Raw genomic sequence first — 24,490 nt, forward strand, 5'->3', positions numbered from 1 at the left:
AATCCGCGCTTCCGGCCCGGTTGTAGGCTCCCCATCATGGCCAATCACCGCTGGGATACAGAACCACCCGCCGCGCTGCCGTCCCGGCTTGCTGTGCGTCGTCTGGCCGCGGGGCAGCCGAACCGCCAACAGCGGTCACGATCGCCGTATCAAGACGACTTCCTGGGCTCCCGGGAGGAGGACGCCTGGGCGCTCCCCGGACGGGACGGCTCCGCTGCCCATGTTGGCGATGCCGGTGCTGCGGGAGCCGAACCTGGCGACGAGAGCTTTGACGACGGCTTCGACGACGCCGGGCGTCCGGAAGCCCGGCGGCGGTGGGGCTTCCCGCTGCGTGCCGGAATACTGGCAGCCTGTCTTATGCTTGCAGCCGCTGTTGCCGTGCCGCTGCTGCGCGACCGGGGGCCGGTGCTCGCCGTGGAACTGGACTCCAGTCCGGAAGCGGAAGCCACGGCGGAGGGGGCACCGGCCGGGAGCGGGCATCCGGACAACGAAGCGTCCCCAACGGCGGTAGAACCTACCGCAGCCGGGAACCCGGGATCGCCGGAGGAGCGGGCCGGCGCTAACGGGCTCCACGCGGGAGCGGCAGGCGGCGAGCTTGTGGTGCACGTTGCCGGAGCCGTCGCAGCACCCGGACTGGTGCGCATCCCGGCGGGCGCCCGCGTTGCAGACGCCGTCTCCGGCGCCGGAGGGGCCACGGGCGAGGCCGACCTCACCCGGGTGAACCTCGCCGCGCCCATGACGGACGGATCAATGGTCGTGATCCCGGCGAAAGGTGATCCGGCTGTCCCGCTGGGTCCTTCAGGCGCGGTGGGCGCGGAACAGCCCGCCGGAAGTGCCGGGAGTTCAGCGGCGGGAACCAGTGGCGGGGAAACAGCGGTAAACCTGAACACCGCCGGTGAGACGGAGCTTCAAACCCTGCCGCGGGTCGGTCCCGTGCTGGCGGCCAGGATCGTTGCCTGGCGTGCTGAGCACGGTCCGTTCCAGCGGCCTGAGGACCTGGATGCCGTGCCGGGAATCGGGGAGGCCATGCTGGCTGCCCTTCTGCCGCTGGTAGCGGTATGACCCCGGTACTCGTGCATCCGGTCCACCGGCGGGTGCCTGGCTGCTGCCGTTCCCACCGCCCGTTCCGTGACCGGGAACAGGCGAATGGGACGTAAGAGCCGGTGGGAACGCTACACCGCGGCTGCCGTCGCCGGGAGAGCGGCCGGCACCCGCCGTCCGCCAGTCGCCGAGAAGGCTCAGCCGGCCGCCCGGCGTTACAGCGCCTTCTTAGGGCGTGCCCGGTTCCTCCCCGGCCGCCAATGGCCCGCCGGGGCAGCCCGGAACACCAGTGCCGGACCTGATGCCAGGACCGTACCTGCCACCAGGAGGGTCTACGGGACCCGGACCGGGCCCGCGGGTGGCACGGGAATTCGCCCGCATCACGAGTTACGCCTGGTTCCCGTGGCTGTCTGTGCCTGGGCCACCGCCGCCGCGGCGGTACGCCTTCCAGGGCCGGTCACCCTGCTGGCTGCTGCAGCCGGAGGTGCGCTGCTTCTGCTCCTCCTCGTGGTATCGCCGTGGAAGCGTCAATCCCGGTATGGCCGCTCGCTGGCGGCGGCACTGGCACCCCTGGCCGTGCTGGCGCTGGTGGCAAGTTCGGCCGGCTCAGCAGTGGTGTCCCGGCACTCCGGTCCCGCCGGGGCAGCTGTCACCTCCAGCGCTTCCATCACGGGAGAACTGGTGGCCCGCAGTGATGCCCGCCCGGCCGCTGCGGACCGGTTCAGCGGCAAGCCACGGTACCTCCTGGAAGCAGAGCTGAACAGTTTCACCTGGGCAGGTGAACGTTCACCAGCCAACCTGCCGGTCCTGGTAATTGGCGGGGAAGCGTACGCCGGTATCCATCTGGGTGACAGGTTCAGCACCGCAGGAACCCTTAGCGCGTCCGCTCCCGGGGACCGCAGCGCCGCTGTCCTTCGTGTTTCCCGTCCACCGGCTGTCCAATCAGCAGGCGGGCTGCTGGCGCTTGCCACCGATCTGCGGACGGGCTTTGCCAGCCGCGCCGAGGCCATCGGGAACCGGGACGCAGCTGGACTGCTCCCCGGCATGGTCCTGGGAGACAGGTCGGCCGCCCCGGAGGACCTGACCAAGGCTATGCAGGACACCGGGCTCACCCACTTGACTGCGGTATCCGGCGCCAACTGCAGTTACCTCCTCGCCTTCGTGTTCCTCGTTGCCCGCCTCTTCCGGGCCCCCCGGGCAGCCGCGGCAGTGGTGGCCGTTGTGGTGCTGGCCGGTTTTGTCCTGGTGGTCCGGCCGGACGCAAGCGTGCTGCGGGCGGCGGTCATGGGATCGATCGGTACTGCCGCAGTGCTCACCGGACGGGGGAAGGTGCCTGCAGCACTCCTGTGCCTGTGCGCAGTGATTCTTCTTGTCGCGGATCCCTGGCTCAGTGGCAGCTACGCCTTCATTCTGTCGGTGTCGGCGACGGCTGGACTGATCTTCCTGGGGCCGCGGCTGACTGCGGGCCTGGGCCGTTTCCTCCCGCAGCCGCTGGCCGTACTCACCGCCGTTCCCCTCGCGGCGCAGGTTGCCTGCTCTCCGGTGCTTATCCTGCTGCAGCCGAACCTGCCCGCTTACTCCCTGCCGGCCAACATAGCTGCGGCGCCTGCCGTTCCCTTTGTCACCATCGCCGGCATGGCAGCGGCAGTGCTCGGGCAGGTGGCACCGGCGCTGGCCTTACCCCTGATGCTTTCCGCCGGCGTGGGTGCCGGATGGGTGGCAGGTGTTGCTCGGTTCTTTGCCGACGCGCCGGGAGCACTGCTGCCCTGGCTTCCGGGTCCAGCGGGTGCAGCCGCCATGGCGGCTGCCGCGGCTCTGCTGACGCTCGGCGTGATGCGGCTGGGGCGTGTGAAGGGCTCTGGGGGTGCAACCGCGCCCACCCACGGGCAGGGACACCGTCAGATTCGCTCTCTGAGGACACATCCCGCCGCCCGCAGGAGCGGCAGGATGCGTGGCTCCCGGACGGTGGTCCGGCTGGGCGCGGTGCTGGCCGGGGCAGCCCTTGTGGCTGTCCTGGCGGCCGCTGCCCTCCGTCTCGTTCCGCAGGACGCGGCGGGCCGGGCGTGGATCGCCGCGGCATGTGACGTGGGCCAGGGAGACGCACTGGCAGTACGGACGGGGCCGGAGTCTGCAGTCGTGATCGACGCTGGCCCGGACCCGCCTGCTTTGGATGCGTGTTTGGACCGGTTACGGATCCGGACGATCGATCTGCTCGTCATCACCCATGCCCACGCGGACCACTACGCCGGGGCCGCTGCAGCCGGTGACGGCAGGATGGTGGAATCGCTCGCGTTCTCCTCCGCAGAGCCCGGCCTGCCCGCGGAAATCTCGGAACTTGCCCGCGGGCTCGGCGTCCAACCCCAGCGCCTGGCTAAGGGCGGACACGGCCAGCACGGGGGAGTGCGGTGGGACGTTCTCTGGCCGCCTGCCAAAGCTTCCCCTGGGGCAACCGGGAACGGACCCCCGGCCGGACTGACCGAAAATGACGCCAGCGCCGTCCTGCTCGTGCGGACTGAAGGAATAAACCTGTTGTTCACCGGGGACCTGGAAGAAGACGCTGCCCGGCAGATGCTGCGTTCCAGTCCTGAATTGCGGTCGGAAACCGTGCACGTTCTCAAGGTGGCGCACCACGGCGCACGCAACTCCGGTGGGGTGCTGCCGGCAGAGCTGCGGCCGCCGCTCGCGCTGATCTCCGTGGGGAAGGAGAACACCTACGGACATCCCGCACCTGAAACGCTGAAGAACCTTGAACAGGCAGGCTCGCGAATCGCCCGAACGGATCAGCTGGGTAGCTTTGTCCTGCACCTCAAGGACGGCAGCCTGCTGGTGAGCGGACTGGATGCCGGGTTCTGACGATTTCCTGGCTGGCGGCAGAACGTGCTGGTCCGCTCACACGGCGGGGCTGGACAGGATGGTCCGCAGGTCCGCCATTGCCGCAGTGAAGTCCTTCGCACTGGCCTGCACATTGGCGGCCGCGCCCAGCCACCCGGCTTCCATGACGGAAATCGCGGCGTAGGCAGCATTCGCTGCGAGGGACGCCTCGTAGGCGGGGTCGCCGTCGATGCTCGAGTACTGCGGATTGGCGGCCAGCCAGTCCCGGACTGTGGTCATGAACTGGGCACAGGCATCCACCAGGGTGGTGGTTCCGGCATCACGGGCAGCAGGCTGTTTGCCGGCAAGTTCCGCCCGCAGCGTGGCCACCTCCGGGTCGGTGCTCTCCAGCGACGCACAAATAAGCGCGAACGTGCCCGCCGGGGTGTCCCTGCCGTGCTTTGACAGAACATCGTAGGCGGCGTCCGGCGGCAGGACGTTCATTGGCCGGCCGACAATGGCCGCATTCCTCGAGGGGAAGTAGTTGAAGAACGTGCTCCGGGAAATCACTGCCTCTTCGCAGATCTCATCCACCGTGACGGCCTCAAACCCGCGTTCCAGGGCGCCCCGGACCGCGGCCAGTTCAATGCGGTTCTCCGTGTCCCGGCGCTTGCGCTCCCGGAGTCCGGGTGCACGGGCAGAGTCACCAGTGGCCTCGGGAACCGGTATACACGGGACGCTTTCCTGCCGTGAGGCATCGTTCACTCCGACCACGCTCCGCAGGGCGTCGGCTGCGGAGAGGCAGGCTGCCAGCGGCTCGGGCAGGTCGCGCAGCGGAATGCTCCACCACTGCGAAGCCGCGTACAGGGCCGCGTATCCGGACGTGACCGCAAGAACTGCTTCGGTCCGCGGGTCACCGGGAAGCCGGGCATGCTGCGGATTGGCCCGAAGCCAGCCTTCAACAGCGTCACTGAGGCTGTTCTGGACCCCAATGAGGCCGGAGGAATACTGGCTCATGGCTGCGGGCTGCTCGGTGATCAGCCGGGTCCGGTCCCGCAGGACATCGGCGTCGGCGGTCCGGTGGGCGAGGCTGGGAACCTGCAGTTCCAGCAGTCCCCGGACCAGGTCTTCGGCATGCCGCGAGAAAATTGGGTGCGTCACCTCGGGGCCAGGCACCGTCAGTGGCTTGCCGATGATCGCAGCGTCCCGGGACTGGAAATGGTTGAAGAACGTACTCCGGGAAATATCGGCCCGGGAACAGATCATTTCAACCGTCACGCGTTCAAAGCCCTGTTCCAGCGCGGCGCTCACGGCGGCACGCGCTACTACGGACGGCGGCTGCCGGCGGGAGGGCTTGCGCCGGGAGGGGGTACCCTCTTCTGCGGCCACGAAATCACTCTCCTTAGGCGTATGCCTCCGCAACACTAGCGGCACCCGCCGATGCACACAAACTTGACCGGAGCCGTCGCCGCTGCCCGCTGCCGGCATGGTCAGTCCATCCTGATCGTCCGCCGCAGCCGCATCTTCTGTGGCAAAAAGGACGACGGCGGGAGTTGGCCGGCCGGGCCCATCGTGGCAATGTTGGGGGTGATTGATTCCGCGTTTATCTTCCCAGGAGCAGTGCATCCGTGAATCCGGCCGTGCCAAAGAAAACTTCCGCTAAGCCGGCGGCAGGTACTGTCTCCTGGCGGCAGGCCGCGCCGGCTCCCGTAGTGCTGCTGACGGGGCCGGAGGAGTACCTTGCCGGTCGGGCGATGGAGAACATCCGGCTGCAGCAGCGCAGCCAGGCTCCGGACACAGAAGTCATCCGGATCGACGCCGCTGCCTATGCCTCCGGGGAACTGACACTCATTGCCAGCCCGTCCCTCTTTGGCGAGGCCAAGTTGATCGAAGCGGCGAACCTCGCCCACATGAGCGAGGAGTTCCTGAACGATACGCTGGCCTACCTGTCGGACCCGGCCCCGGACACGGTGCTGGTCCTGCATCATGGCGGGGGAAACCGGGGAAAGAAACTGCTGGACGCCGTCAAGTCCTCCAAGGCGCCGGTGGTTGACTGCCAGCCGTTCAAGAAGGACGCCGACAAAGCTGATTTTGTCTCCCAGGAGTTCAAGGCAGCCAAGCGCCGGATCGACGGCGGAGCGGTCCGTGCGCTGGTCAGCGCCGTAGGGTCCAGCCTGGCCGAACTCGCGTCCGCCTGCCAGCAGCTGATGAACGACACCTCCGGCGAAGTTACCGAAGAAACTGTCGAGAAATACTACGGCGGGCGGGTCGAAGCAACAGCGTTCAAGGTAGCGGACGCCGCATTAGCCGGCCGGGCGGGCGCGGCGCTCTCAATGCTGCGGCACGCCCTGGCCACTGGAGTGGACCCGGTTCCGCTGGTGGCCGCACTGGCCATGAAGGTGCGGGGCGTGGCCCGGGTGGCAGACCTCCGCGGCTCGTCCGCGTCGCTGGCCAAGGAACTGGGGATGGCTCCCTGGCAGGTTGACCAGGCACGCCGGGACGCGCAGCGGTTCTCCTCCGAATCCCTGGTGAAGGCCGTGCAGGTCCTCGCCGAGGCGGACGCGCAGGTCAAGGGCGCCGGCCGTGACCCGGTGTATGCGGTGGAGCGGGCCGTAACCGTGATTGCACTGGCAGCCTCCGGGCGCTAGGTACGCACCCCCGCAGTGTCCGGCTGGCTGAGGCCGCCGGCACATCTGCATGGGGCCTTAACCCAAAAACGGCCGGTCCCGAAGGACCAGCCGTTTCTGCGTAAAACTCAGGGTGTTGCTTCCGCTTAGAGCGCGTTGACCTTCTTGGAGATGGCCGACTTGCGGTTAGCAGCGTTGTTCTTGTGGATAACGCCCTTGCTGACAGCCTTGTCCAGCTTGCGGGTAGCAGCCTGCAGGGCTGCCTGAGCCGCTTCCTTGTCAGCAGCGGTGACAGCGTTATCCACGTTGCGGATAAGCGTCTTCAGCTCGGACTTCACCGAGTTGTTGCGCTGACGCGCCTTCTCGTTGGTGAGGATGCGCTTCTTCTGGGACTTAATATTGGCCACTTATAAACTCTCTTTGTATTGCGGACTTGGTCGGTGAGGGAATTTCAGACCAGACATTGACTGAGCGGCGTGGGGATACCGTAATGGCGCCCGGCCTGAAGTGCCCGTCGACCTGCGCGGACACACAGCAATAAATGTTAGCAGAACTTCGCGGGCAGTGCGGAACCCGGCACGCTTCCGGGCCCGGTCAGCCGCGAAGAGCGGAGAGCCGGTCCGCCACCCGTTCGAAGACAGCGCGGTCCACTACTGCACCCTGGCGCCGGACATCGGCCGGGTCCAGGGTGATAATGCGGTCCAGTTTTACTTCACTGGGACGGCCCTTGCTGTCCCAGGCGCCGGAACCAATGTCCAGATAGGCCGGATCCGATCCACGGGAGTTGTTCCGGTCCCTCGTGGTCAGCATCAGGCCCAGCAGGCGGGAGCCGCTGCGCCCAATCAGCAGTACCGGGCGGTCCTTGCCCTGGGAAGGATCCTCTTCGTACGGGACCCAGGCCCAGACAACTTCACCGGGGTCCGGGGCTCCGTCCGGCCTGGGGGCATAGACGGGCTGAATGCGTCCGGTGTAGTCACCGGGATAGCCGGCAGTCCGGGACGTGCGCGCCGAAGACGTCCCTGCAGCAACCGTCCCCGGAGCCGAAAACCGCGGGTCCGGCGTCCGGCTGGTCTTGGACAGGGCCCGGCGGGGAGCCTTCGCAGGTGGCGCGGCCAGGTGCCGGGCCGCACGCAGGGCCGTCCGGGCAAGGCTGAGCAGGTTGCGGGAAGAAAAAGCCATGCGGACATCCTAGGCCCGGCAACTGCCGGGCCGCTGCGCAGCGTCCGGCCAGTGTCAGCCGCGGACAGTTCGGGTCCGGCGGGGTAAACGTGGGAGACTGTTAACTTAGAAACCAGTCCAACTTCGTTCAATCCCTGCGTGCGAGCGGCGCTTCGGAATGCGATCGCGCATCCGGCACGGCGCCGAAGCCATGCAAACAGTAAAGGAACCGCCACAGTGTCACCTCTGGCCCGCTTCTCACCGGTGCCTGCCGCGACGGATCCGGCGATCATTCGGAATTTCTGCATCATCGCCCACATCGACCATGGCAAGTCCACCCTGGCTGACCGCATGCTCCAGCTCACCGGCGTAGTCCAGCAGCGGGACATGAAAGCCCAGTACCTGGACCGCATGGACATTGAACGCGAACGCGGAATCACCATCAAGTCCCAGGCTGTACGCATGCCGTGGGAACTCGAGAACACCTCCTACGCCCTGAACATGATCGACACCCCGGGCCACGTCGACTTCACCTATGAAGTCTCCCGCTCCCTGGCGGCCTGCGAAGGAGCAGTGCTGCTGGTGGATGCCGCTCAGGGGATCGAAGCGCAGACCCTTGCCAACCTCTATCTGGCGATGGAAAACGACCTGACCATCATCCCGGTCCTCAACAAGATCGACCTGCCGGCAGCGCAGCCGGAGAAGTACGCCGAGGAACTCGCCCATCTGATCGGCGGCGACCCTGCGGACGTCCTGAAGGTCTCCGGCAAGACCGGTGTGGGCGTCGAAACCCTGCTGGACCAGATTGTCCGGGACATTCCGGCCCCGGTGGGCGATCCCAACGCACCGGCACGTGCCATGATCTTCGACTCCGTCTATGACACCTACCGCGGCGTGGTCACCTACGTCCGCGTGGTGGACGGCAAGCTCTCCCCGCGCGAACGCGTGCAGATGATGTCCACCCGCGCGAGCCACGAACTCCTTGAAATCGGCGTCAGCTCGCCCGAACCCACGCCTTCCAAGGGCCTCGGCGTCGGCGAGGTGGGTTACCTGATCACCGGTGTGAAGGACGTCCGCCTGTCCAAGGTGGGGGACACCGTCACCAATCTGGCAAAGCCCGCCGCCGAATCACTGCCCGGCTACGCCGATGCCAAGCCCATGGTCTTCTCCGGCCTGTACCCGATCGACGGCGCCGACTACCCGGTACTGCGTGACGCGCTGGAAAAGCTGATGCTCAACGACGCCGCGCTGGTGTACGAACCCGAAACCTCGGCCGCCCTCGGTTTCGGTTTCCGCGTGGGCTTCCTTGGCCTGCTGCACCTCGAAATCACGCGTGAACGGCTCGAGCGCGAATACAACCTGGACCTCATCTCCACCGCACCCAACGTTGAGTACGAGGTGACGCTTGAGGACAACAAGGTGGTCACCGTGACCAACCCCAGCGAGTACCCCGAAGGCAAAATCAAAGAGGTCCGCGAGCCGATGGTGGCGGCCACCATCCTGGCACCCAGTGAGTTCGTGGGGGCCATCATGGAACTGTGCCAGACCCGCCGCGGTGTCCTGGGCGGCATGGACTACCTCTCCGAAGACCGGGTAGAAATCCGGTACCGCCTGCCGCTGGCCGAGATTGTCTTCGATTTCTTCGACGTGCTGAAGTCCAAGACCCGCGGCTACGCCTCCCTGGACTGGAAGGCCGACGGCGAGCAGGTCTCCGACCTGGTCAAGGTGGACATCCTGCTGCAGGGCGAGCAGGTGGACGCCTTCAGCTCCATTACCCACAAGGACAAGGCCTACGCCTACGGCGTCATGATGACCGGGAAGCTGCGGGAACTGATTCCCCGGCAGCAGTTCGAGGTTCCCATCCAGGCCGCCATCGGCTCCCGCATCATTGCCCGCGAATCCATCCGCGCCATCCGCAAGGACGTGCTTGCCAAGTGCTACGGCGGCGACATCAGCCGTAAGCGCAAGCTGCTGGAAAAGCAGAAGGAAGGCAAGAAGCGCATGAAGATGGTTGGCCGCGTGGAAGTCCCGCAGGAAGCCTTCGTGGCTGCCCTGTCCTCCGACGAATCCAAGGACAAATCCAAGAAGTGACACCCAGCGCACTGCCCCTCGGGGATCCCGCGCCAAAGGACGGACTTCTCCCGTCCGACGCAGCAGCGGCGGCTGCAGAGCGGAAATTCGGGCTGTACGTCCACATTCCGTTCTGCGCCGTACGCTGCGGCTACTGCGACTTCAACACCTACACCGCTACCGAACTGGGTGGAGGTGCCTCGCAGGACGCCTACGCGGCCACAGCCGCGCAGGAGGTGCGTTTCGCTGCCGGGGCGCTGACGGCGTCAGGCCTTCCCGAACGCCCCATTGAGACTGTCTTCTTCGGCGGCGGAACCCCAACCCTGCTGCCCGCCGAAGACCTGGCCGCCATCCTGGGCACAGCCGTACAGCAGTGGGGTCTGGCACCAGGCGCGGAAGTTACCACTGAGGCCAACCCCGACTCGGTGACCCCGGAATCGCTGCAGCTTCTTGCCGATGCCGGCTTCACCCGCGTGTCCTTTGGCATGCAGTCCGCCGTGCCGCACGTCCTGGCGGTCCTGGACCGCACCCATACGCCTTCCCGGGTGCCTCAGGCGGTGCAGTGGGCGCGGGATGCCGGACTGAAAGTCAGCGTCGACCTGATCTACGGCACGCCCGGTGAGTCCCTGGCGGACTGGAAGCACTCGGTCGAGGAAGCCCTGAGCTACGAACCCGACCACATTTCCGCCTACGCGCTGATCGTAGAGGAGGGGACCAAGCTGGCCGCGCGCATGCGCCGCGGCGAAGTCCCGCCTATCGACGACGACGACCACGCGGACAAGTACCTGCTGGCCGACGAGCTGTTCACGGCTGCCGGGCTCAACTGGTACGAGGTCAGTAACTGGGCGCGCACGCCGCAGGATGCCTGCCGGCACAACCTGGCCTACTGGCGCAGCGATGACTGGTGGGGGATCGGACCCGGGGCGCACTCCCACGTTGGCGGTGTCCGCTGGTGGAACGCCAAGCACCCCACGGCCTACGCCCAGCGCATCGCGGCGGGGGAGTCACCCGCCGTCGGGCGTGAGACCCTCGACGCGGACACCCGCTACCTCGAAGACGTCATGCTGCGCACCCGGCTGGCCGAAGGCCTGCCGCGGGAACTGCTCCGCCCGGAGGGACGGCACGAGATCGCCGGCCTGATTGCGGACGGCCTGGTTGAACCGAAGGCCGCCATCGCGGGAACCGTGCTGCTCACGCTTCGGGGCCGGCTGCTGGCCGACGCCGTGGTGCGGCGCCTGCTCCCGTAGACCGTGCACAGAACCAAAAGACCCGCCGGCCCCCATGGGGCGGCGGGTCTTTCGCGTGGGGCCGGAAGCGTCAGCGCTGACGTGTCAGCGGAAACGGCGCAGGTTGAAACGGTAGCGGTAAGGCCGGCCGCGGTTGCATTCGATTCCGGCGATCACCGAGTACACTGCCACGACAATCCAGATGAGTGCATTCAGGATGGCGAAATACCCGCCGACCACCGGAATGAAGGAAAGCAGCCAGGCAACGAGGGCCAGGATGGTGGGGGGTAGCGTGAAGTTCAGCGCTTCCTTGGACTCCTGGGCCGTGAACGGCCCGCGGTCACGGAACACCAGATAGATGATGAGGGAAGGAACAAAACCCAGGATCCCGCCAAAATGGGAAAGGGTTGCCCACTGGCGGTCTTCCGACGCGGTCAGGGGAAGGGCGTTGGCCGGGGCACCCTGGTAGTCCGGGCGCGCCGGCGAACCGCTGTTAGCCGGCTGCGGGTGGTTCGGGCGTGGGTTGGACACGGTGGCTTTTCCTTTAACTCTCAGATGACGCAGGGGTCGCCCCCCCCGCGGGTACCTGTTGTTAGACAAGGGTACTGGCTTCAGCGGCCGGAGCAGGCACCGGGGCCCCGCGTGCCGTGCCGACGGCGGGCGCGCCAGGTTTCCGGCGCAGTCCTACGGAACGGTGAGGAAGTCGATGACTTCCTCCACCCGGCCCAGCAGTGACGGCTCCAAATCGGCGTAAGTGCGGACCGAACCCAGGAGCTTCTTCCAGCCCACGGCGACGTCGGTGTGGTCGCGGTGCGGCCAGCCAAGTCCCTTGAGGATTCCGGTCTTCCAGTCTTCATGCCGGGGCACCACGGGCCATTCAGCCAGTCCGATGACGTGGGGCTTGATGGCCTGCCAGACGTCCACGTACGGGTGCCCGACAATGAGCACGTTCCCGGCAGCTCCGGGCACCCTCATGGCTTCAGCCGCTATGCGGGATTCCTTGGACCCGGACACCAGATGGTCTACGAGGATCCCGAGCCGCCTCCCGGGTCCGGGAGAGAACTCCCGCACGGCACCGGCAAGGTCGTCCACGCCGTGGAGGGGTTCGACGACGATGCCTTCAATCCGCAGGTCGTCACCCCAGACCTTTTCCACCAGTTCCGCGTCGTGTTTGCCCTCAACCCAGATACGGCTGGCCCGGGCCGTTCGCGCACGGACGTTCTCCACGGCGACAGAGCCTGACGCCGTACGCCGGGCAACGGGGGCCTGGGCCTGAACGGCCGGGACAACTTCAACGGGTTCGCCTTCCAGGAGGAATCCGAAGCCCAGCTCAAAGGACCGGGTGCGCCCGCGGTAATCTTCCAGCACCACCAGGTGCATGCCGCCGGATTTCTCGGTGCGGATCACCGCGCCTACCCACCCGGTCTGGACTTCCTCCAGCACCAGGCCCTTCTCGGCACCCACCTGCCGCAGGGCCTTACGGGCCGGGGCGGTGATGTCCTGCGGACCCCACTCGTAGCTGGGCATGACTCCTCGTTCCTGACGACGCGCGAAGGGCCTGCGGTGGCGGCAGGCACGCAGGAACCAATGCTAGCAACGGGAGCGGATGGTATTAGACTTAGCACTTAGGGACACCGAGTGCTAAGTCTGGCCTGAGAACAGCTGCCAGCGGAAAGCCAGTCAGCGAAGGAGGAAACCATTGAGCGAACCACGCCGGCTCGAGGTGCTCCGGGCCATCGTCGAAGACTACGTCCACTCGCGTGAACCGGTCGGCTCAAAGGCCCTGGTTGAACGCCACCACCTCGGGGTTTCCTCCGCAACCATCCGCAATGACATGGCTGTCCTCGAAGAAGAGGGCCTGATCGTTGCGCCGCACACGTCCGCAGGGCGCATCCCCACGGACAAGGGCTACCGCCTGTTCGTGGACCAGCTTTCGGACCTCAAGCCGCTTTCCGCGGCTGAACGCCGTGCCATCCAGACACTCCTGGAGGATGCGGAGGACATCGATGACATTCTGGACCGCACGGTGCGTCTCCTCTCCCAGCTGACCAACCAGGTCGCCGTCGTTCAATATCCGCACCTGGGCAATGCCAAGGTGCGGCACATCGAATTCGTCCTGCTGGCACCGGCGCAGGTGCTGGTAGTCCTGATCTCCACGACGGGCCGGGTGGAACAGCGGGTCATCACCGCCCCCGCTCCCGTAACCGAACAGGACCTGCACGAACTGCGCCAGCACTTCCTCCAGGCACTGGCCGGAACCACTCTGACCCGGATCACTTCCCATCTCGCGGATACGCTGGCCACCGTGCCGGCGCACCTGCGCGGCACCGCTGGCGCGCTGGGACGGGCACTTGAACAGCTGGCCGGCATCAACCGTGAAGACCGCATGGTGATGGCCGGCACTGCGAACCTGGCCCGGGCCACCGGTGACTTCCCGCTGACCATCGGCCCCATCCTGGAGGCCCTCGAAGAGCAGGTGGTCATGCTCCGGCTGCTCTCCGAGATGGAACAGGATGCCAGGGGTGTTTCGGTGCGGATCGGATCCGAGAATCCGTACGGTTCCCTGTCCGAGGCATCCGTCGTAGCCACTGGGTACGGGCCGGACGCGTCCGCTATGGTTGGAATCCTCGGTCCCACCCGGATGGACTACCCCAACACCATGGCAGCGGTCCGAGCCGTTGCCCGCTACCTTTCCCGGGTCCTGAACAACTGACCCACCAGACCGGCAGGCGCGCCGAACGGTGCCCTGCGGAAGACTAACCACCCCCGAGGCGGGGTACGCAATACAGGAAGCGATGTGCACGAGTGAGTGATCACTACCAGGTACTCGGCGTGAGCCGGGATGCCACCGGCGAGGAAATCAAGAAGGCCTACCGCAAGCTGGCCCGCAAACTGCATCCGGACGTGAATACCGCCCCCGGAGCTGCGGACGAGTTCAAAGCCGTGACCCATGCCTACGAGGTCCTCTCCGACCCGCAGAAGCGCCGGGTCTACGACACCACCGGCCAGGAAAACGGCACGGACAACGGGTTTGGCGGCGCCGGCTTCGGCGGCCAGGGCTTCGGCTTCCAGGACATCTTCGACACCTTCTTTGGCGGCGGAGCCCCCGGCGGGGGACGGGGCCCGGCATCGCGCACCCGGCGCGGCCAGGATGCGCTGATCAACGTCCGGATCGACCTGAAGGATGCCGTCTTCGGCACAAACAAGAAAATCGACGTCGAAACCGCTGTCCTCTGCCCCACCTGTGAGGGCTCCTGCTGCCAGCCCGGAACCTCGCCCCGCACCTGCGACATCTGCCACGGCAGCGGCCAGGTCCAGCGTGCAGTGCGTTCAATCCTCGGCCAGGTCATGACCACCGCGCCCTGCGGCTCGTGCCAGGGATTCGGCACCGTCATCCCGGACCCGTGCCACGAATGTGCCGGGGAAGGACGCGTCCGCAGCCGCCGCACCCTGACCATCAAGGTTCCCGCCGGCGTCGGAACAGGCACCAGGATCCAGCTCAGCGGACAGGGTGAAGCCGGAACTGCCGGCGGACCGCAGGGTGACCTGTACGTCGAAATCCGGGTCAACGCGGATCCCGTGTTCATGCGCGACGGCGATGACCTGCACGCAACCCTGACGGTGCCGATGACGGCGGCCGCACTGGGCACCGTCATCACCATGGACACCTTTGACGGTGAACGTGAGATCAACATCAAGGCCGGCACCCAGTCCGGTGAAGTCACTACGCTCAAGGGTCTTGGCGTGACCCACCTGCGCGGTTACGGCCGCGGTGACCTGATGGTGCACGTCCAGGTGGAGACCCCGCAGAAGCTCGACGCCGCGCAGGAGGAACTGCTGCGCCGGCTCGCGGAACTGCGCGGAGAGGAATTCGCCGAAGGGCGGGTCAGCGGCAGCAGCAACAGCGGTGTCTTCGCCAAGCTGCGCGACCGTCTCGGCAACCACTAGGCGCCGGAGCCCACGGTGACCAACCCCATCTTCTTCGGCGATCCCGAACTCGTTGCTGCCGCGGCACCGGGGAGCGTCTTCGCGCTCACCGGCCCTGAGGCGCGGCATGCAGTGGCAGTCAAGCGGCTCTCACCGGGAGAAGACGTGGATATTGTCGACGGCGCCGGAACCCGCCTGCGCGGAACCGTACGGTCCGCCGAGCCGGGATTGCTGGAAGTCGATGTCCGGGACGTAGCGGTAGAATCAGGCCAGGACTGCGAGATCACGCTTGTCCAGGCACTGGCCAAGGGCGACCGGGACGAGCAGGCGATCGAGGCCGCAACCGAACTTGGCGTGGACGCAGTCCTTCCCTGGCAGTCCGAGCGCAGCATCGTGCGGTGGCGTGCTGACAAGGCGGCCAAGGGCCAGGCCAAGTGGCGCGCCGTAGTGACCTCGGCGGCCAAGCAGTCCCGCAGGTCCCGGATTCCGCAGGTGCGCGATGTCGCCGACAGCAAGGCCCTTGCTGCGGTCCTGGCGGGGACCGATTTGGTCCTGGTGCTTCACGAGGAAGCCGACGTTCCACTGGCAGCTGCCGTTGAACTCGCGCTGGCACGGTCCGTGGGAACCGGCCTGGAGGCTGGAATCCGGTCCATCGCCGTCGTGGTGGGGCCGGAGGGTGGAATCAGCCCGGCTGAACTCCAGGCCTTGCGGAACGCCGGTGCGGTTGCGGTTCGGCTGGGTCCGCATGTGCTGCGTTCCTCGAGTGCGGGCCCTGCTGCCCTGGTGCTGCTGAACCACCTGCTGGGCCGCTGGAACTGAGCACGGCCCGGGCGGACTAAGGTCCTTCCCGGGTCAGCTGCTGAATTTGGGCTCTCCGAGGCCGGAGAGCCTAGTAGACCGTGAAGCGCTTCGAATCCTCGTTCTCGCCCTCGCCGTGGAACACGCGCAGGCTGTACTCACCGGGGTCCAGGTCGATCTGGATGTCGAACATCGCCGTCTCGCCGGATGCGGCATCCAGCCGGATCTCACCGGATTTCAGGGCGGACGTCTCAGGCCGTCCGTTGACTACCCGCTCCACGCTCCAGAACAGCGGCTCATCGCGCTCCACGGCGGAGCCGGTGACCGTCACGGAAGCCTCAGTGCCGTCTCCCGCCTGCGGGCTGATGATCCAGATCGGCGCGGGCATGGACTTGTCCCGCGTGAGGTCCCCTTCCAGGTCCTCATGGCCGAACGCCTTGTAACCGGCCTTGCCGTCCACGAGTACGGCAACACTTGCGTTGTAGCCGGCAGTAGTCAGGCCCGCATTCGCGGCTGCGGCGGTTGCCGTATACACCAGCTGCTGGACCGCGCGGTGGGCCATGCCGGCATCCAGGGACGGCTTGAAGGCATCCGCGGAAATGTCCACTGTGATGACGTTCTTGCTGGAGATCGAGGCAGTGACCCTGGAGGCCGGGGCCCACGGCGTGAAGTAGTCATCATCTGACGGCGTCGCGGTAGTCATGGTCATTACCGCTTCCCCGATGGGGTCGCCCGTGTTCTTCGACGGAAGGAACTCACGGTACAGCTGGACATCGGACCCGTTCAGGCCCAGCCAGTAGACCGGCATCACTACCTTTGATTCCGTAGCTTCCGCAGGTGCGGAAACAGCCATCGGGTGACCCTCGGGGGAAGTCGCGGCGCTAAAGGAGCTGGGCATGCTGGTGGTGGGCAGTTCCGCAACCACGCCGCAGGAACCCAGAAGCAGCGGGGCTGCTGCCGCGGCCAGCAGGAGGCGGAAACGTGCGGAGCGGCGAGTTCGCTGCTCGGTCATGACTGTCCCTGCCTTCCATGTCCTGTGCCGGCACGAGTCCGGTCGATGCTGTGGGGGTCCGTCCGGGACAGGGGGTCGCGGCCGGAGCATTCCATCAAGCTTGGCACAGCCGCACGGGCCCAAACCGGGGGTTCCGGCCTTCCGGCCGGGACTGATACTTGATTGAGACCCAGACGATGCCAAGCCGAGACAAACGGCGTAATACAGCTCACACAGTCCGTAACTGATCCGCCGATCCGTTCCCTGCAGCGCTACCGGAAGCCGGCGGGGCACGTGCGGGCGCATATCCAGTAGAATTAAGAAGTCTGTGGGCACCATGAACTTCAGCAGACGTACCATCCAGAATTCCGATAAGGGGCGATGAGAGGCCGAGGGGCCGCATATATGACCGAATCTTCAGCAGGAATCGGCACCATCCGTGAGGACCAGCAGACGATTGTCTTCGACTCAACCGAGCACATGGTCCAGTCTTTGGGCGCGAACGATGAAGCCCTGAAAGTCATCGAGAACGCCTTTCCGGAGGTGAACCTCCACGTCCGCGGAAACGAGCTCTCAGTCTCCGGCCCAGCCCCTGCAGTGGACCGGACCGTCCGCCTCGTCAACGAGGTCCGCGTCCTTGCGCGGCACCAGACGCGGGTGACGCCCCAGATCCTCGAACAGCTGATCACCATGCTCAGGGACCAGAGTGCGGACCGGCCGGCCGAGGTCCTCACCCAGAACATCCTTTCGACGCGCGGCCGCACCATCCGCCCGAAGACGCTCAACCAGAAGAACTACGTTGACGCGATCGACCGCAATACGGTTGTCTTCGGGATAGGCCCGGCGGGCACCGGAAAGACTTACCTGGCCATGGCCAAGGCGGTCCAGGCCCTGCAGCAGAAGGAAGTCAACCGAATCATCCTGACCCGTCCGGCGGTTGAAGCGGGGGAGCGGCTTGGATTCCTTCCCGGCACGCTTAACGACAAGATCGATCCGTACCTGCGTCCGCTCTACGACGCGCTGCACGACATGATGGACCCGGAATCGATTCCCCGGCTCATGGCCGCCGGAACCATCGAGGTAGCCCCGCTGGCCTACATGCGTGGCCGTACCCTCAACGACGCCTTCATCATCCTGGACGAAGCGCAGAACACGACGCCGGAACAGATGAAGATGTTCCTGACGCGCCTTGGGTTCGGGTCCAAGATGGTGGTCACCGGCGACGTTACCCAGGTGGACCTCCCCGGCTCCACTACCTCCGGCCTGCGGATCGTCCATGAAATCCTGGACGGCATCGAGGACGTGCATTTCTCCGAACTCACCGCCACTGACGTCGTCCGGCACCGCCTGGTGAGCGACATCGTGACCGCCTACAGCGAGTGGGATGAAGAACGCCGTTCCCGCACCGGGGCAGGCAATGCGGCGCAGGAGAAGAAGCGATGAGCATCGAAGTCAACAACGAGTCAGCCATGCCGGCGGACGAGGAAGCGCTGTCCCGCCTGGGCCGGTTCGTCCTGGACGCCATGTACGTCCACCCGGAGGCCGAACTTTCGATCATCCTCGTGGACGAGGACGCCATCGAAAAACTTCACATCGAGTGGATGGACCTTCCCGGCCCCACCGACGTGCTGTCCTTCCCGATGGACGAGCTGCGTCCCGGCACACCGGGACGCCCAACCCCGGCGGGGGTCCTGGGGGACATTGTGCTGTGCCCGCAGGTTGCGGAACGCCAGGCTAAGACGGCCGGCCACGGCCTGGAAGACGAGCTCCTGCTGCTGACTACCCACGGCATCCTGCACCTGCTTGGCTACGATCACGCCGAACCCGAGGAGGAAGCCGAAATGTTCGGCCTCCAGCGCCGGCTGCTCTCGGACTACACGGGCAGGGAAGCCCCGAAGGAGACACGCAGTTGAGCGTAGGCGTCCTAGTGGTCATGGCCATCGCCTTCGTGGTGCTGGCCGGACTCCTGACCGCCGCCGAGGCAGCCTACGGCTACCTCCCGCGCCATGAAGCCGAGGCGCTGCTCACCGGCCGCGCCGGGAAACCGCTGAAGCGGATCCTGCAGCACCCTGTGGCGCACATGCATGCGCTGCGGTTCTGGCGGGTCTGGTTCGAAATGGCGACGGCGGTGTCGGTCGCCATGGCTTTCCAGCTCGTCGTCGAGAACCTTTGGCTTGCCGGGCTCCTGGCTACGGTCACCATGGCCGGAGTGGGTTTTGTGCTGGTGGGAGTCTCCCCGCGCCAGATCGGCCGGCGGCACGTCACCGGCGTCGTAGTCCTTACCGCAGGGCTGGTGAGCGTGCTGCGCACCATCCTTGGACCTATCCCCGGCTGGCTCGTGAAGATCGGCTCCGCCGTGGCCCCGGGAACGCAGGGCCCGGATGCAGCCTTCTTCACGGAGGAGGAGTTCCGCGAACTGCTGGACCGCGCCTCGGAAGCGGACATGATCGAGAACACCGAAGCGGAACTGATCCATTCCGTCTTCGAGCTTGGCGATACCAAGGTGCGTTCGGTGATGGTCCCGCGGACTGACATGGTTTGCATCGATTCGGGGTCCACCCTCCGGCAGGCGATGTCCCTGTTCCTGCGGTCGGGTTACTCCCGGGTGCCCGTCATCGAGGACAGCGCGGACCAGATCGTCGGCATCCTCTATCTCAAGGACGTAGCGGCCCAGATGCACGGCCGGGATCCTGAAGCCGGCAGCCAGGCCGTGGACGGTTTTTGCCGGCCGGTCCGCTATGTCCCCGAATCCAAGGCGGTGGGGGAGCTGCTGCAGGAACTGCAGCGCGAGTCCACCCACGTGGCCGTGGTGATCGATGAGTACGGCGGAACTGCCGGACTGGTGACCCTCGAAGACCTGATCGAAGAGATTGTTGGCGAAATCGTTGACGAGTACGACTCAGAGCGGCCGGACATCGAAGACCTGGGCGACGGCCGCTACCGGCTCAGCTCCAAGGCCGGAATCGATGACCTCGGCGAACTGTTCGACATCAGCCTCGAGGACGACGAGGTGGATACCGTGGGCGGCCTGCTGGCCAAAGCCCTTGGCCGCGTGCCTATCGTGGGCAGCGAAGTAGTCGTCGAGTCGATCGTGCTCCATGCCGAGCGGCTCGAAGGACGGCGCAACCGGGTCTCCCACGTCCTTGCCTGGCGGCAGCCGGAAAACGGCGAAGACTATACGACGGCGGCGGCCCACCCGGACCGCCCACAAACAACAGAACTGGTACCCCGAAATGACTGAACCCACGTTCCGCGCCGGATTCGTGTCCCTGGTGGGACGGCCCAACGCCGGCAAGTCCACGCTGACCAACGCCCTGGTAGGACAGAAGGTGGCGATCACCTCGGCGAAGCCGCAGACCACCCGGCACACCATCCGCGGAATCGTGCACAGGGAAACGTCCCAGCTCATCCTGGTGGACACGCCCGGTTTGCACCGTCCCCGCACCTTGCTGGGACAGCGGCTCAATGACCTGGTAGCGGACACGCTTGCAGAGGTGGACGCCATCGGGTTCTGCCTGCCCGCCAACGAAGCCGTGGGCCCGGGCGACCGCTACATTGCAAACCAGCTGGCAGCGCTGAAGCGGAAGCCCGTCGTCGCGCTGGTTACCAAGACGGACCTGGTTGACCGCGCCGCCCTCGCGAAGCAGCTGATGTCCGTGACGGCACTGGGCAACGAAGTGCTGGGGGAAGCGGGCTGGGCGGACGTTGTTCCGGTCTCCGCTGCCGACGGCTTCCAGGTGGACACTGTTGCGGATGTCCTTGCCTCACACATGCCCGCGTCCCCTCCGCTGTACCCGGACGGAGAGCTGACCGACGAACCGGAAGCCGTGATGGTTGCCGAACTGGTCCGTGAAGCGGCGCTCGAGGGCGTACGGGATGAACTGCCCCATTCACTTGCCGTGGTGGTCGAGGAGATTGTCCCCCGTGAGGGCCGCAGCGACGAAAACCCGCTGCTGGATGTCAGGGTAAATCTCTACGTTGAACGTCCGTCGCAGAAAGCGATTATCATTGGGCGGGGCGGTTCACGCCTTCGCGAAGTGGGAACGAATGCACGCCGCGGCATCGAAGCGCTGCTGGGTACCCGGGTTTACCTGGACCTGCACGTGAAGATCGCCAAGGACTGGCAGCGGGATCCCAAACAGCTGGTAAAGCTGGGATTCTAGCCGCCCCGGGCGGCGTCCGTCCGGGTCCCAAGCTTCTTTCCAGCAACGGCCCGTACACTTTGTTCATCCATTTTCGCAAGCCATCAGTTTCAGATCCAGGGGAGGGAACGGCTATGCCATCACGCCGTGCCGCTACAGGTCATGGTCCCTCCGGATCTGCCGCTACCAGCCGACGCCGGCCCTCACCCGTTCCGGGCGGTCGTCACCTGGGCAACGGAAAAGCGCGCGGGGCGCACCCGGTGCTTGCCGCGGTGGCAGTGCTGCTTTCCCTCACGCTGGTCTCCGGACTTGTGTTCGCAGGGGTCCAGCTCATGCGCCTGCAGAGCAACTTCGACACCAAACCGCTGAACATCGGGCAGGGCCAGCCTGAAATCCCCGCGGACACCAACCGGGATTCGATGCAGATCCTGGTGCTGGGCACCGACAACCGGGACGGCCAGGATTCGAACAACTCCGACGTCATGATGCTCGTGAACATGGCGGCGGACCGGTCCCATGTGACCGTGGTGAGTTTCCCCCGCGACCTGCTGGTCCCGCTGCCCGCCTGCACCGACCCTGAATCCGGACTCCAGTTCCAGGCGATGGACCTTGCCCAGTTGAACGGAGCGCTGGGCAACGGCGGTCCCGGCTGCACCGTGGCAGCCATCAACGAGATGACCGGCCTGAGCATTGACCACTTTATGATGGCCGACTTCAATGCCGTGAAGGAACTGTCCAACACCCTGGGCGGCGTTGAGGTCTGCGTCAACCAACCGGTAGACGATCCGCTCTCCGGCCTGAACATCCCCGCGGGGGTTTCCAGTGTCCAGGGCGACCAGGCACTTGCGTTCCTGCGCACGCGCCACGGCTTCGGCAACGGCGGCGATGAAGGCCGCATCAAGGCACAGCAGAGCTTCCTTGCCTCCATGGTCAGGAAGGTCCAGGGCGAGGGGACGCTGAACAACCTTCCCCGGCTGTACTCCATCGCGGACACCGTGACGAAGAACCTCACCGTGGATGAGGGGCTGACGGACATCTCCACGCTCATCGCCCTGGCAGGGCGGCTCAAGGACGTGGACCTTGGCAACGTCGCTTTCGTGACGGTCCCTGTTGTCCCGTACGAACTTGATCCCAACCGGCTGGTCCTGGACGAGGACGCTGCCCAGCCGCTGTTCGACGCCCTGATCGCAGACCAGCCCGTCGGCGCGGCAGCAGAAGAGGAACCGGCGGCGGAGACTCCCGGCACGGCGACCCCGGGGACCACCCCCGAGCCCGTGGAGGCCGAGATTGATCCGGCTGCCATTCCGGTGACCATCCTGGATGGCATCGACGGAACGGAGAGCGGCCGCGACGCCGAGCTGGCAAAGTACCTGCTCAGCGAAGGGTTCACGCAGGCACTGGCCGGCGGCCTGTCCGCCTCAACGTCTCCGGGCACGCAGGTCTTCTTCGCGCCGGGCTTTGACGATATGGCCCTGGAAGTTGCCGAAGCGCTGAACATTCCCGCATCCCAGGTTGCCGTGAGCTCTGCCGTGACCGGCGTCGTCGTGCAGGTAGGGTCCGATTTCACCAAGGGCAACGTCATGGAGGACACGGGGGATCTTGGCGGCCTGACCGGACAGACCGCGGCGCAGGTTACGTGCCAGTCAGCGTTCGGTTACTGAGTTTTCTATAGCCCCTAAACGTGCGTGCTAGTCTGGGCACGTGCGCGCAGAGATCCTCCTTCTTAGCTGCCGCGGCGAGGCCACGCAACCCACTGTTTAGGCCGAACCCTCGCTGCGGAGTTTGTGTTGCCCGGCCACCATTTCTAAAGCTCTCAAAGAAAAGGCCACCCCAGACATTATGCGAAACGCACAGCAGCCCTCCGGCATGCCGATCCACAAATATGTTCCGTTCCAGGACCAGATCAGCGTGGATCTGCCAGACCGCACCTGGCCGGACAAAGTGATCACCAAGGCACCGCGCTGGTGCGCCGTCGACCTCCGTGACGGTAACCAGGCGCTGATCGATCCCATGACGCCGGAACGCAAGCACAAGATGTTCGACCTGCTGGTCAACATGGGTTACAAGGAAATCGAAGTCGGATTCCCGTCCGCCTCCCAGCTGGACTTCGACTTTGTCCGCCAGCTGATCGAGGGCGATCGGATCCCGGACGACGTCACGATCCAGGTTCTCACCCAGTCCCGCGAGCACCTCATCGAACGCACCTACGAAGCCCTCGAAGGCGCGGACCGCGCAATTGTCCACCTCTACAACTCCACCTCGGTGCTGCAGCGCAAGGTCGTCTTCAACACGGACCAGGACGGGATCGTGGACATTGCGCTGACCGGAGCACGGCTGTGCAAGAAGTACGAAGAGCAGCTGCGTGGCATCGATGTGACCTACGAATACTCGCCCGAGTCCTACACCGGCACGGAGCTGGACTTCGCCCTGCGCATCTCGAACGCGGTAGCTGAAGTCCTGGAAGCCTCCACCGACCGGCAGATGATCCTGAACCTGCCGGCCACGGTTGAAATGGCCACACCGAACGTTTATGCGGATTCCATTGAGTGGATGCACCGCAACCTCGCCAACCGTGAGGCAATCATCCTCTCCCTGCACCCGCACAATGACCGCGGAACCGGGGTTGCGGCGGCAGAACTCGGCTACCTCGCCGGTGCGGACCGAATCGAAGGCTGCCTGTTCGGCAACGGAGAGCGCACCGGAAACGTGGACCTGATCACTCTGGGCATGAACATGTTCAGCCAGGGCATCGACCCGCAGATCGACTTCTCCAACATGGACGAAATCCGCCGGACGGTCGAGTACTGCAACCAGCTGCCCGTTCCCGAGCGGTCCCCGTACGGCGGCGACCTGGTCTTCACGGCATTCTCCGGATCCCACCAGGACGCCATCAAGAAGGGCTTCGAGTCCATGGAGAAGGAAGCCGCTGCAGCCGGCAAGTCCGTGGACGAACTCGAATGGGGCGTGCCTTACCTGCCGATCGACCCGAAGGACATTGGCCGCAGCTACGAAGCGGTCATCCGCGTGAACTCGCAGTCCGGCAAGGGCGGCGTGGCCTACCTGCTCAAGAACGAGCACAACCTGGACCTCCCGCGCCGCGCACAGATCGAATTCTCCGGAGTCATCCAGCGGCGCACGGACACCGTGGGCGGCGAAGTTACCGGGGCCGAACTGTGGCGTGTGTTCCAGGACGAGTACCTGCCCACCACGCCGGACACCGGCGCCGAGCCGTGGGGCCACTACGCCCTCAGCTCCGTCACCGCGGACACTGCGGAGAACGGTTCATTCCTGCTGACCGCCAGCCTGCGGGCCGGCGGCGTGCAGCAGCGCCGGGTAGCATCCGGAACCGGTCCCATTGACGCGCTGCTGCAGATCCTGAGCCAGGACGGCGTGGATGTGCGGCTGCTGGACTACTCGGAGCACGCACTGTCCGCAAGCGGCAAGGCAATGGCCGCGGCCTATGTTGAACTCGCCGTCGGCGAGCGTGTGCTGTGGGGCGTCGGCATCGACTCCAACACCACGCTTTCGGCGCTGAAAGCCGTCATCTCCGCCGTGAACCGGGCGATCCGCGACGCGTCAGGCGAATAGCATCCCCGTCCGGCAATCAGCCGGACAGCGCGCCCGGTACGCAGCTGCGCACCGGGCGCGCTGGCGTGCAGGAATACCGTCCTGCAGGAAAAAGCGGTCCAGCGTGGGAAA

Annotated in this window: 20 protein-coding genes; 14 read left to right on the forward strand and 6 right to left on the reverse strand. The window is 65.9% G+C overall.

The annotated features are described in order from the left end of the window. Window positions 1-36: 36 nt before the first annotated feature. Entirely contained in the window at window positions 37-1,062 is a 1,026-nt protein-coding gene (locus ACSLGO_RS12495) for a helix-hairpin-helix domain-containing protein (protein WP_436401229.1), read from the forward strand. Window positions 1,063-1,443: 381 nt separating this feature from the next. Then, window positions 1,444-3,894: a ComEC/Rec2 family competence protein gene (locus ACSLGO_RS12500; protein WP_436401230.1), complete on the forward strand. Its 2,451-nt coding sequence runs from the start codon at window positions 1,444-1,446 to the stop codon at window positions 3,892-3,894. A 36-nt stretch (window positions 3,895-3,930) separates the two neighbouring features. Here the strand turns inward: ACSLGO_RS12500 and ACSLGO_RS12505 are convergent, their stop codons facing one another. Further along, window positions 3,931-5,241, reverse strand: coding sequence for a TetR/AcrR family transcriptional regulator (locus tag ACSLGO_RS12505; RefSeq protein WP_325787620.1), 1,311 nt, complete (start codon window positions 5,239-5,241; stop codon window positions 3,931-3,933). A gap of 251 nt (window positions 5,242-5,492) precedes the next feature. Here ACSLGO_RS12505 and holA point away from each other — a divergent pair, with 251 nt between their 5' ends. Further along, window positions 5,493-6,500, forward strand: a complete 1,008-nt coding sequence (holA, locus tag ACSLGO_RS12510) for a DNA polymerase III subunit delta (protein WP_436401231.1) — start codon at window positions 5,493-5,495, stop codon at window positions 6,498-6,500. Window positions 6,501-6,625: 125 nt separating this feature from the next. On the opposite strand, the gene rpsT is transcribed toward holA, so the two are convergent. Both rpsT and ACSLGO_RS12520 read right to left on the reverse strand, forming a co-directional pair. Next, complete coding sequence (rpsT, locus tag ACSLGO_RS12515) at window positions 6,626-6,886, reverse strand: 30S ribosomal protein S20 (protein WP_055241021.1); 261 nt, start codon at window positions 6,884-6,886, stop codon at window positions 6,626-6,628. 187 nt (window positions 6,887-7,073) lie between these two features. After that, on the reverse strand, window positions 7,074-7,658 hold the full coding sequence (locus ACSLGO_RS12520; RefSeq protein WP_436401232.1) for a type II toxin-antitoxin system PemK/MazF family toxin: 585 nt from the start codon (window positions 7,656-7,658) through the stop codon (window positions 7,074-7,076). 216 nt (window positions 7,659-7,874) lie between these two features. On the opposite strand from ACSLGO_RS12520, the gene lepA reads away from it, so the two are divergent. Next, window positions 7,875-9,728, forward strand: coding sequence for a translation elongation factor 4 (gene lepA, locus ACSLGO_RS12525; RefSeq protein ID WP_436401233.1), 1,854 nt, complete (start codon window positions 7,875-7,877; stop codon window positions 9,726-9,728). Beyond that, window positions 9,725-10,954, forward strand: coding sequence for a radical SAM family heme chaperone HemW (hemW, locus tag ACSLGO_RS12530; RefSeq protein WP_091604660.1), 1,230 nt, complete (start codon window positions 9,725-9,727; stop codon window positions 10,952-10,954). The genes lepA and hemW overlap by 4 nt, the downstream gene beginning before the upstream one ends. Window positions 10,955-11,038: 84 nt before the next feature. On the opposite strand, the gene ACSLGO_RS12535 is transcribed toward hemW, so the two are convergent. Both ACSLGO_RS12535 and ACSLGO_RS12540 read right to left on the reverse strand, forming a co-directional pair. Then, window positions 11,039-11,464, reverse strand: a complete 426-nt coding sequence (locus ACSLGO_RS12535; protein WP_091604663.1) for a DUF4870 domain-containing protein — start codon at window positions 11,462-11,464, stop codon at window positions 11,039-11,041. Between the two features lie 153 nt (window positions 11,465-11,617). Further along, window positions 11,618-12,460: a DUF3097 domain-containing protein gene (locus tag ACSLGO_RS12540; RefSeq protein WP_377955474.1), complete on the reverse strand. Its 843-nt coding sequence runs from the start codon at window positions 12,458-12,460 to the stop codon at window positions 11,618-11,620. A 172-nt stretch (window positions 12,461-12,632) separates the two neighbouring features. Here ACSLGO_RS12540 and hrcA point away from each other — a divergent pair, with 172 nt between their 5' ends. The 3 genes from hrcA (at window position 12,633) to ACSLGO_RS12555 (ending at window position 15,679) form a co-directional block, all read left to right on the forward strand. After that, the gene (gene hrcA / locus ACSLGO_RS12545) at window positions 12,633-13,646 is read left to right on the forward strand and encodes a heat-inducible transcriptional repressor HrcA (RefSeq protein WP_263126875.1); all 1,014 of its coding nucleotides are present in this window, start codon (window positions 12,633-12,635) and stop codon (window positions 13,644-13,646) included. 92 nt (window positions 13,647-13,738) lie between these two features. Beyond that, the gene (gene dnaJ / locus ACSLGO_RS12550) at window positions 13,739-14,881 is read left to right on the forward strand and encodes a molecular chaperone DnaJ (RefSeq protein WP_152274505.1); all 1,143 of its coding nucleotides are present in this window, start codon (window positions 13,739-13,741) and stop codon (window positions 14,879-14,881) included. 15 nt (window positions 14,882-14,896) lie between these two features. Beyond that, window positions 14,897-15,679 (forward strand): 16S rRNA (uracil(1498)-N(3))-methyltransferase, encoded by a 783-nt coding sequence (locus ACSLGO_RS12555; RefSeq protein WP_091604676.1) that lies wholly within the window; start codon window positions 14,897-14,899, stop codon window positions 15,677-15,679. A gap of 70 nt (window positions 15,680-15,749) precedes the next feature. Here the strand turns inward: ACSLGO_RS12555 and ACSLGO_RS12560 are convergent, their stop codons facing one another. Continuing rightward, the gene (locus tag ACSLGO_RS12560; protein ID WP_176697579.1) at window positions 15,750-16,670 is read right to left on the reverse strand and encodes a GerMN domain-containing protein; all 921 of its coding nucleotides are present in this window, start codon (window positions 16,668-16,670) and stop codon (window positions 15,750-15,752) included. Window positions 16,671-17,054: 384 nt separating this feature from the next. Between ACSLGO_RS12560 and ACSLGO_RS12565 the strand changes: the two genes are divergently transcribed. The 6 genes from ACSLGO_RS12565 (at window position 17,055) to leuA (ending at window position 24,379) form a co-directional block, all read left to right on the forward strand. Further along, complete coding sequence (locus tag ACSLGO_RS12565) at window positions 17,055-18,092, forward strand: PhoH family protein (RefSeq protein WP_226802453.1); 1,038 nt, start codon at window positions 17,055-17,057, stop codon at window positions 18,090-18,092. Next, window positions 18,089-18,562: an rRNA maturation RNase YbeY gene (gene ybeY / locus ACSLGO_RS12570; RefSeq protein WP_091604685.1), complete on the forward strand. Its 474-nt coding sequence runs from the start codon at window positions 18,089-18,091 to the stop codon at window positions 18,560-18,562. The genes ACSLGO_RS12565 and ybeY overlap by 4 nt, the downstream gene beginning before the upstream one ends. A gap of 20 nt (window positions 18,563-18,582) precedes the next feature. After that, entirely contained in the window at window positions 18,583-19,890 is a 1,308-nt protein-coding gene (locus tag ACSLGO_RS12575) for a hemolysin family protein (RefSeq protein WP_386887630.1), read from the forward strand. Then, window positions 19,883-20,812, forward strand: coding sequence for a GTPase Era (era, locus tag ACSLGO_RS12580; protein ID WP_091604691.1), 930 nt, complete (start codon window positions 19,883-19,885; stop codon window positions 20,810-20,812). Before ACSLGO_RS12575 ends, era begins: the two co-directional genes overlap by 8 nt. 239 nt (window positions 20,813-21,051) lie before the next feature. Continuing rightward, window positions 21,052-22,452, forward strand: coding sequence for an LCP family protein (locus ACSLGO_RS12585; protein WP_255300512.1), 1,401 nt, complete (start codon window positions 21,052-21,054; stop codon window positions 22,450-22,452). 178 nt (window positions 22,453-22,630) lie between these two features. Further along, window positions 22,631-24,379, forward strand: a complete 1,749-nt coding sequence (leuA, locus tag ACSLGO_RS12590; protein WP_091604697.1) for a 2-isopropylmalate synthase — start codon at window positions 22,631-22,633, stop codon at window positions 24,377-24,379. Window positions 24,380-24,490 lie beyond the last annotated feature (111 nt).

The organism is Arthrobacter sp. IK3, assembly GCF_051337705.1.
GTDB classification, from domain to species: Bacteria; Actinomycetota; Actinomycetes; order Actinomycetales; family Micrococcaceae; genus Arthrobacter_B; species Arthrobacter_B koreensis.

What these genes read in the sequence shown, in the direction of transcription:
- leuA (WP_091604697.1), top strand. Translation starts at nt 22,631, where the DNA reads ATGCGAAACGCACAGCAGCCCTCCGGCATGCCGATCCACAAATATGTT.
- era (WP_091604691.1), top strand. Translation starts at nt 19,883, where the DNA reads ATGACTGAACCCACGTTCCGCGCCGGATTCGTGTCCCTGGTGGGACGG.
- ACSLGO_RS12495 (WP_436401229.1), top strand. Translation starts at nt 37, where the DNA reads ATGGCCAATCACCGCTGGGATACAGAACCACCCGCCGCGCTGCCGTCC.
- ACSLGO_RS12520 (WP_436401232.1), bottom strand. Translation starts at nt 7,658, where the DNA reads ATGGCTTTTTCTTCCCGCAACCTGCTCAGCCTTGCCCGGACGGCCCTG.
- ybeY (WP_091604685.1), top strand. Translation starts at nt 18,089, where the DNA reads ATGAGCATCGAAGTCAACAACGAGTCAGCCATGCCGGCGGACGAGGAA.
- ACSLGO_RS12560 (WP_176697579.1), bottom strand. Translation starts at nt 16,670, where the DNA reads ATGACCGAGCAGCGAACTCGCCGCTCCGCACGTTTCCGCCTCCTGCTG.
- ACSLGO_RS12565 (WP_226802453.1), top strand. Translation starts at nt 17,055, where the DNA reads ATGACCGAATCTTCAGCAGGAATCGGCACCATCCGTGAGGACCAGCAG.
- ACSLGO_RS12575 (WP_386887630.1), top strand. Translation starts at nt 18,583, where the DNA reads ATGGCCATCGCCTTCGTGGTGCTGGCCGGACTCCTGACCGCCGCCGAG.
- ACSLGO_RS12540 (WP_377955474.1), bottom strand. Translation starts at nt 12,460, where the DNA reads ATGCCCAGCTACGAGTGGGGTCCGCAGGACATCACCGCCCCGGCCCGT.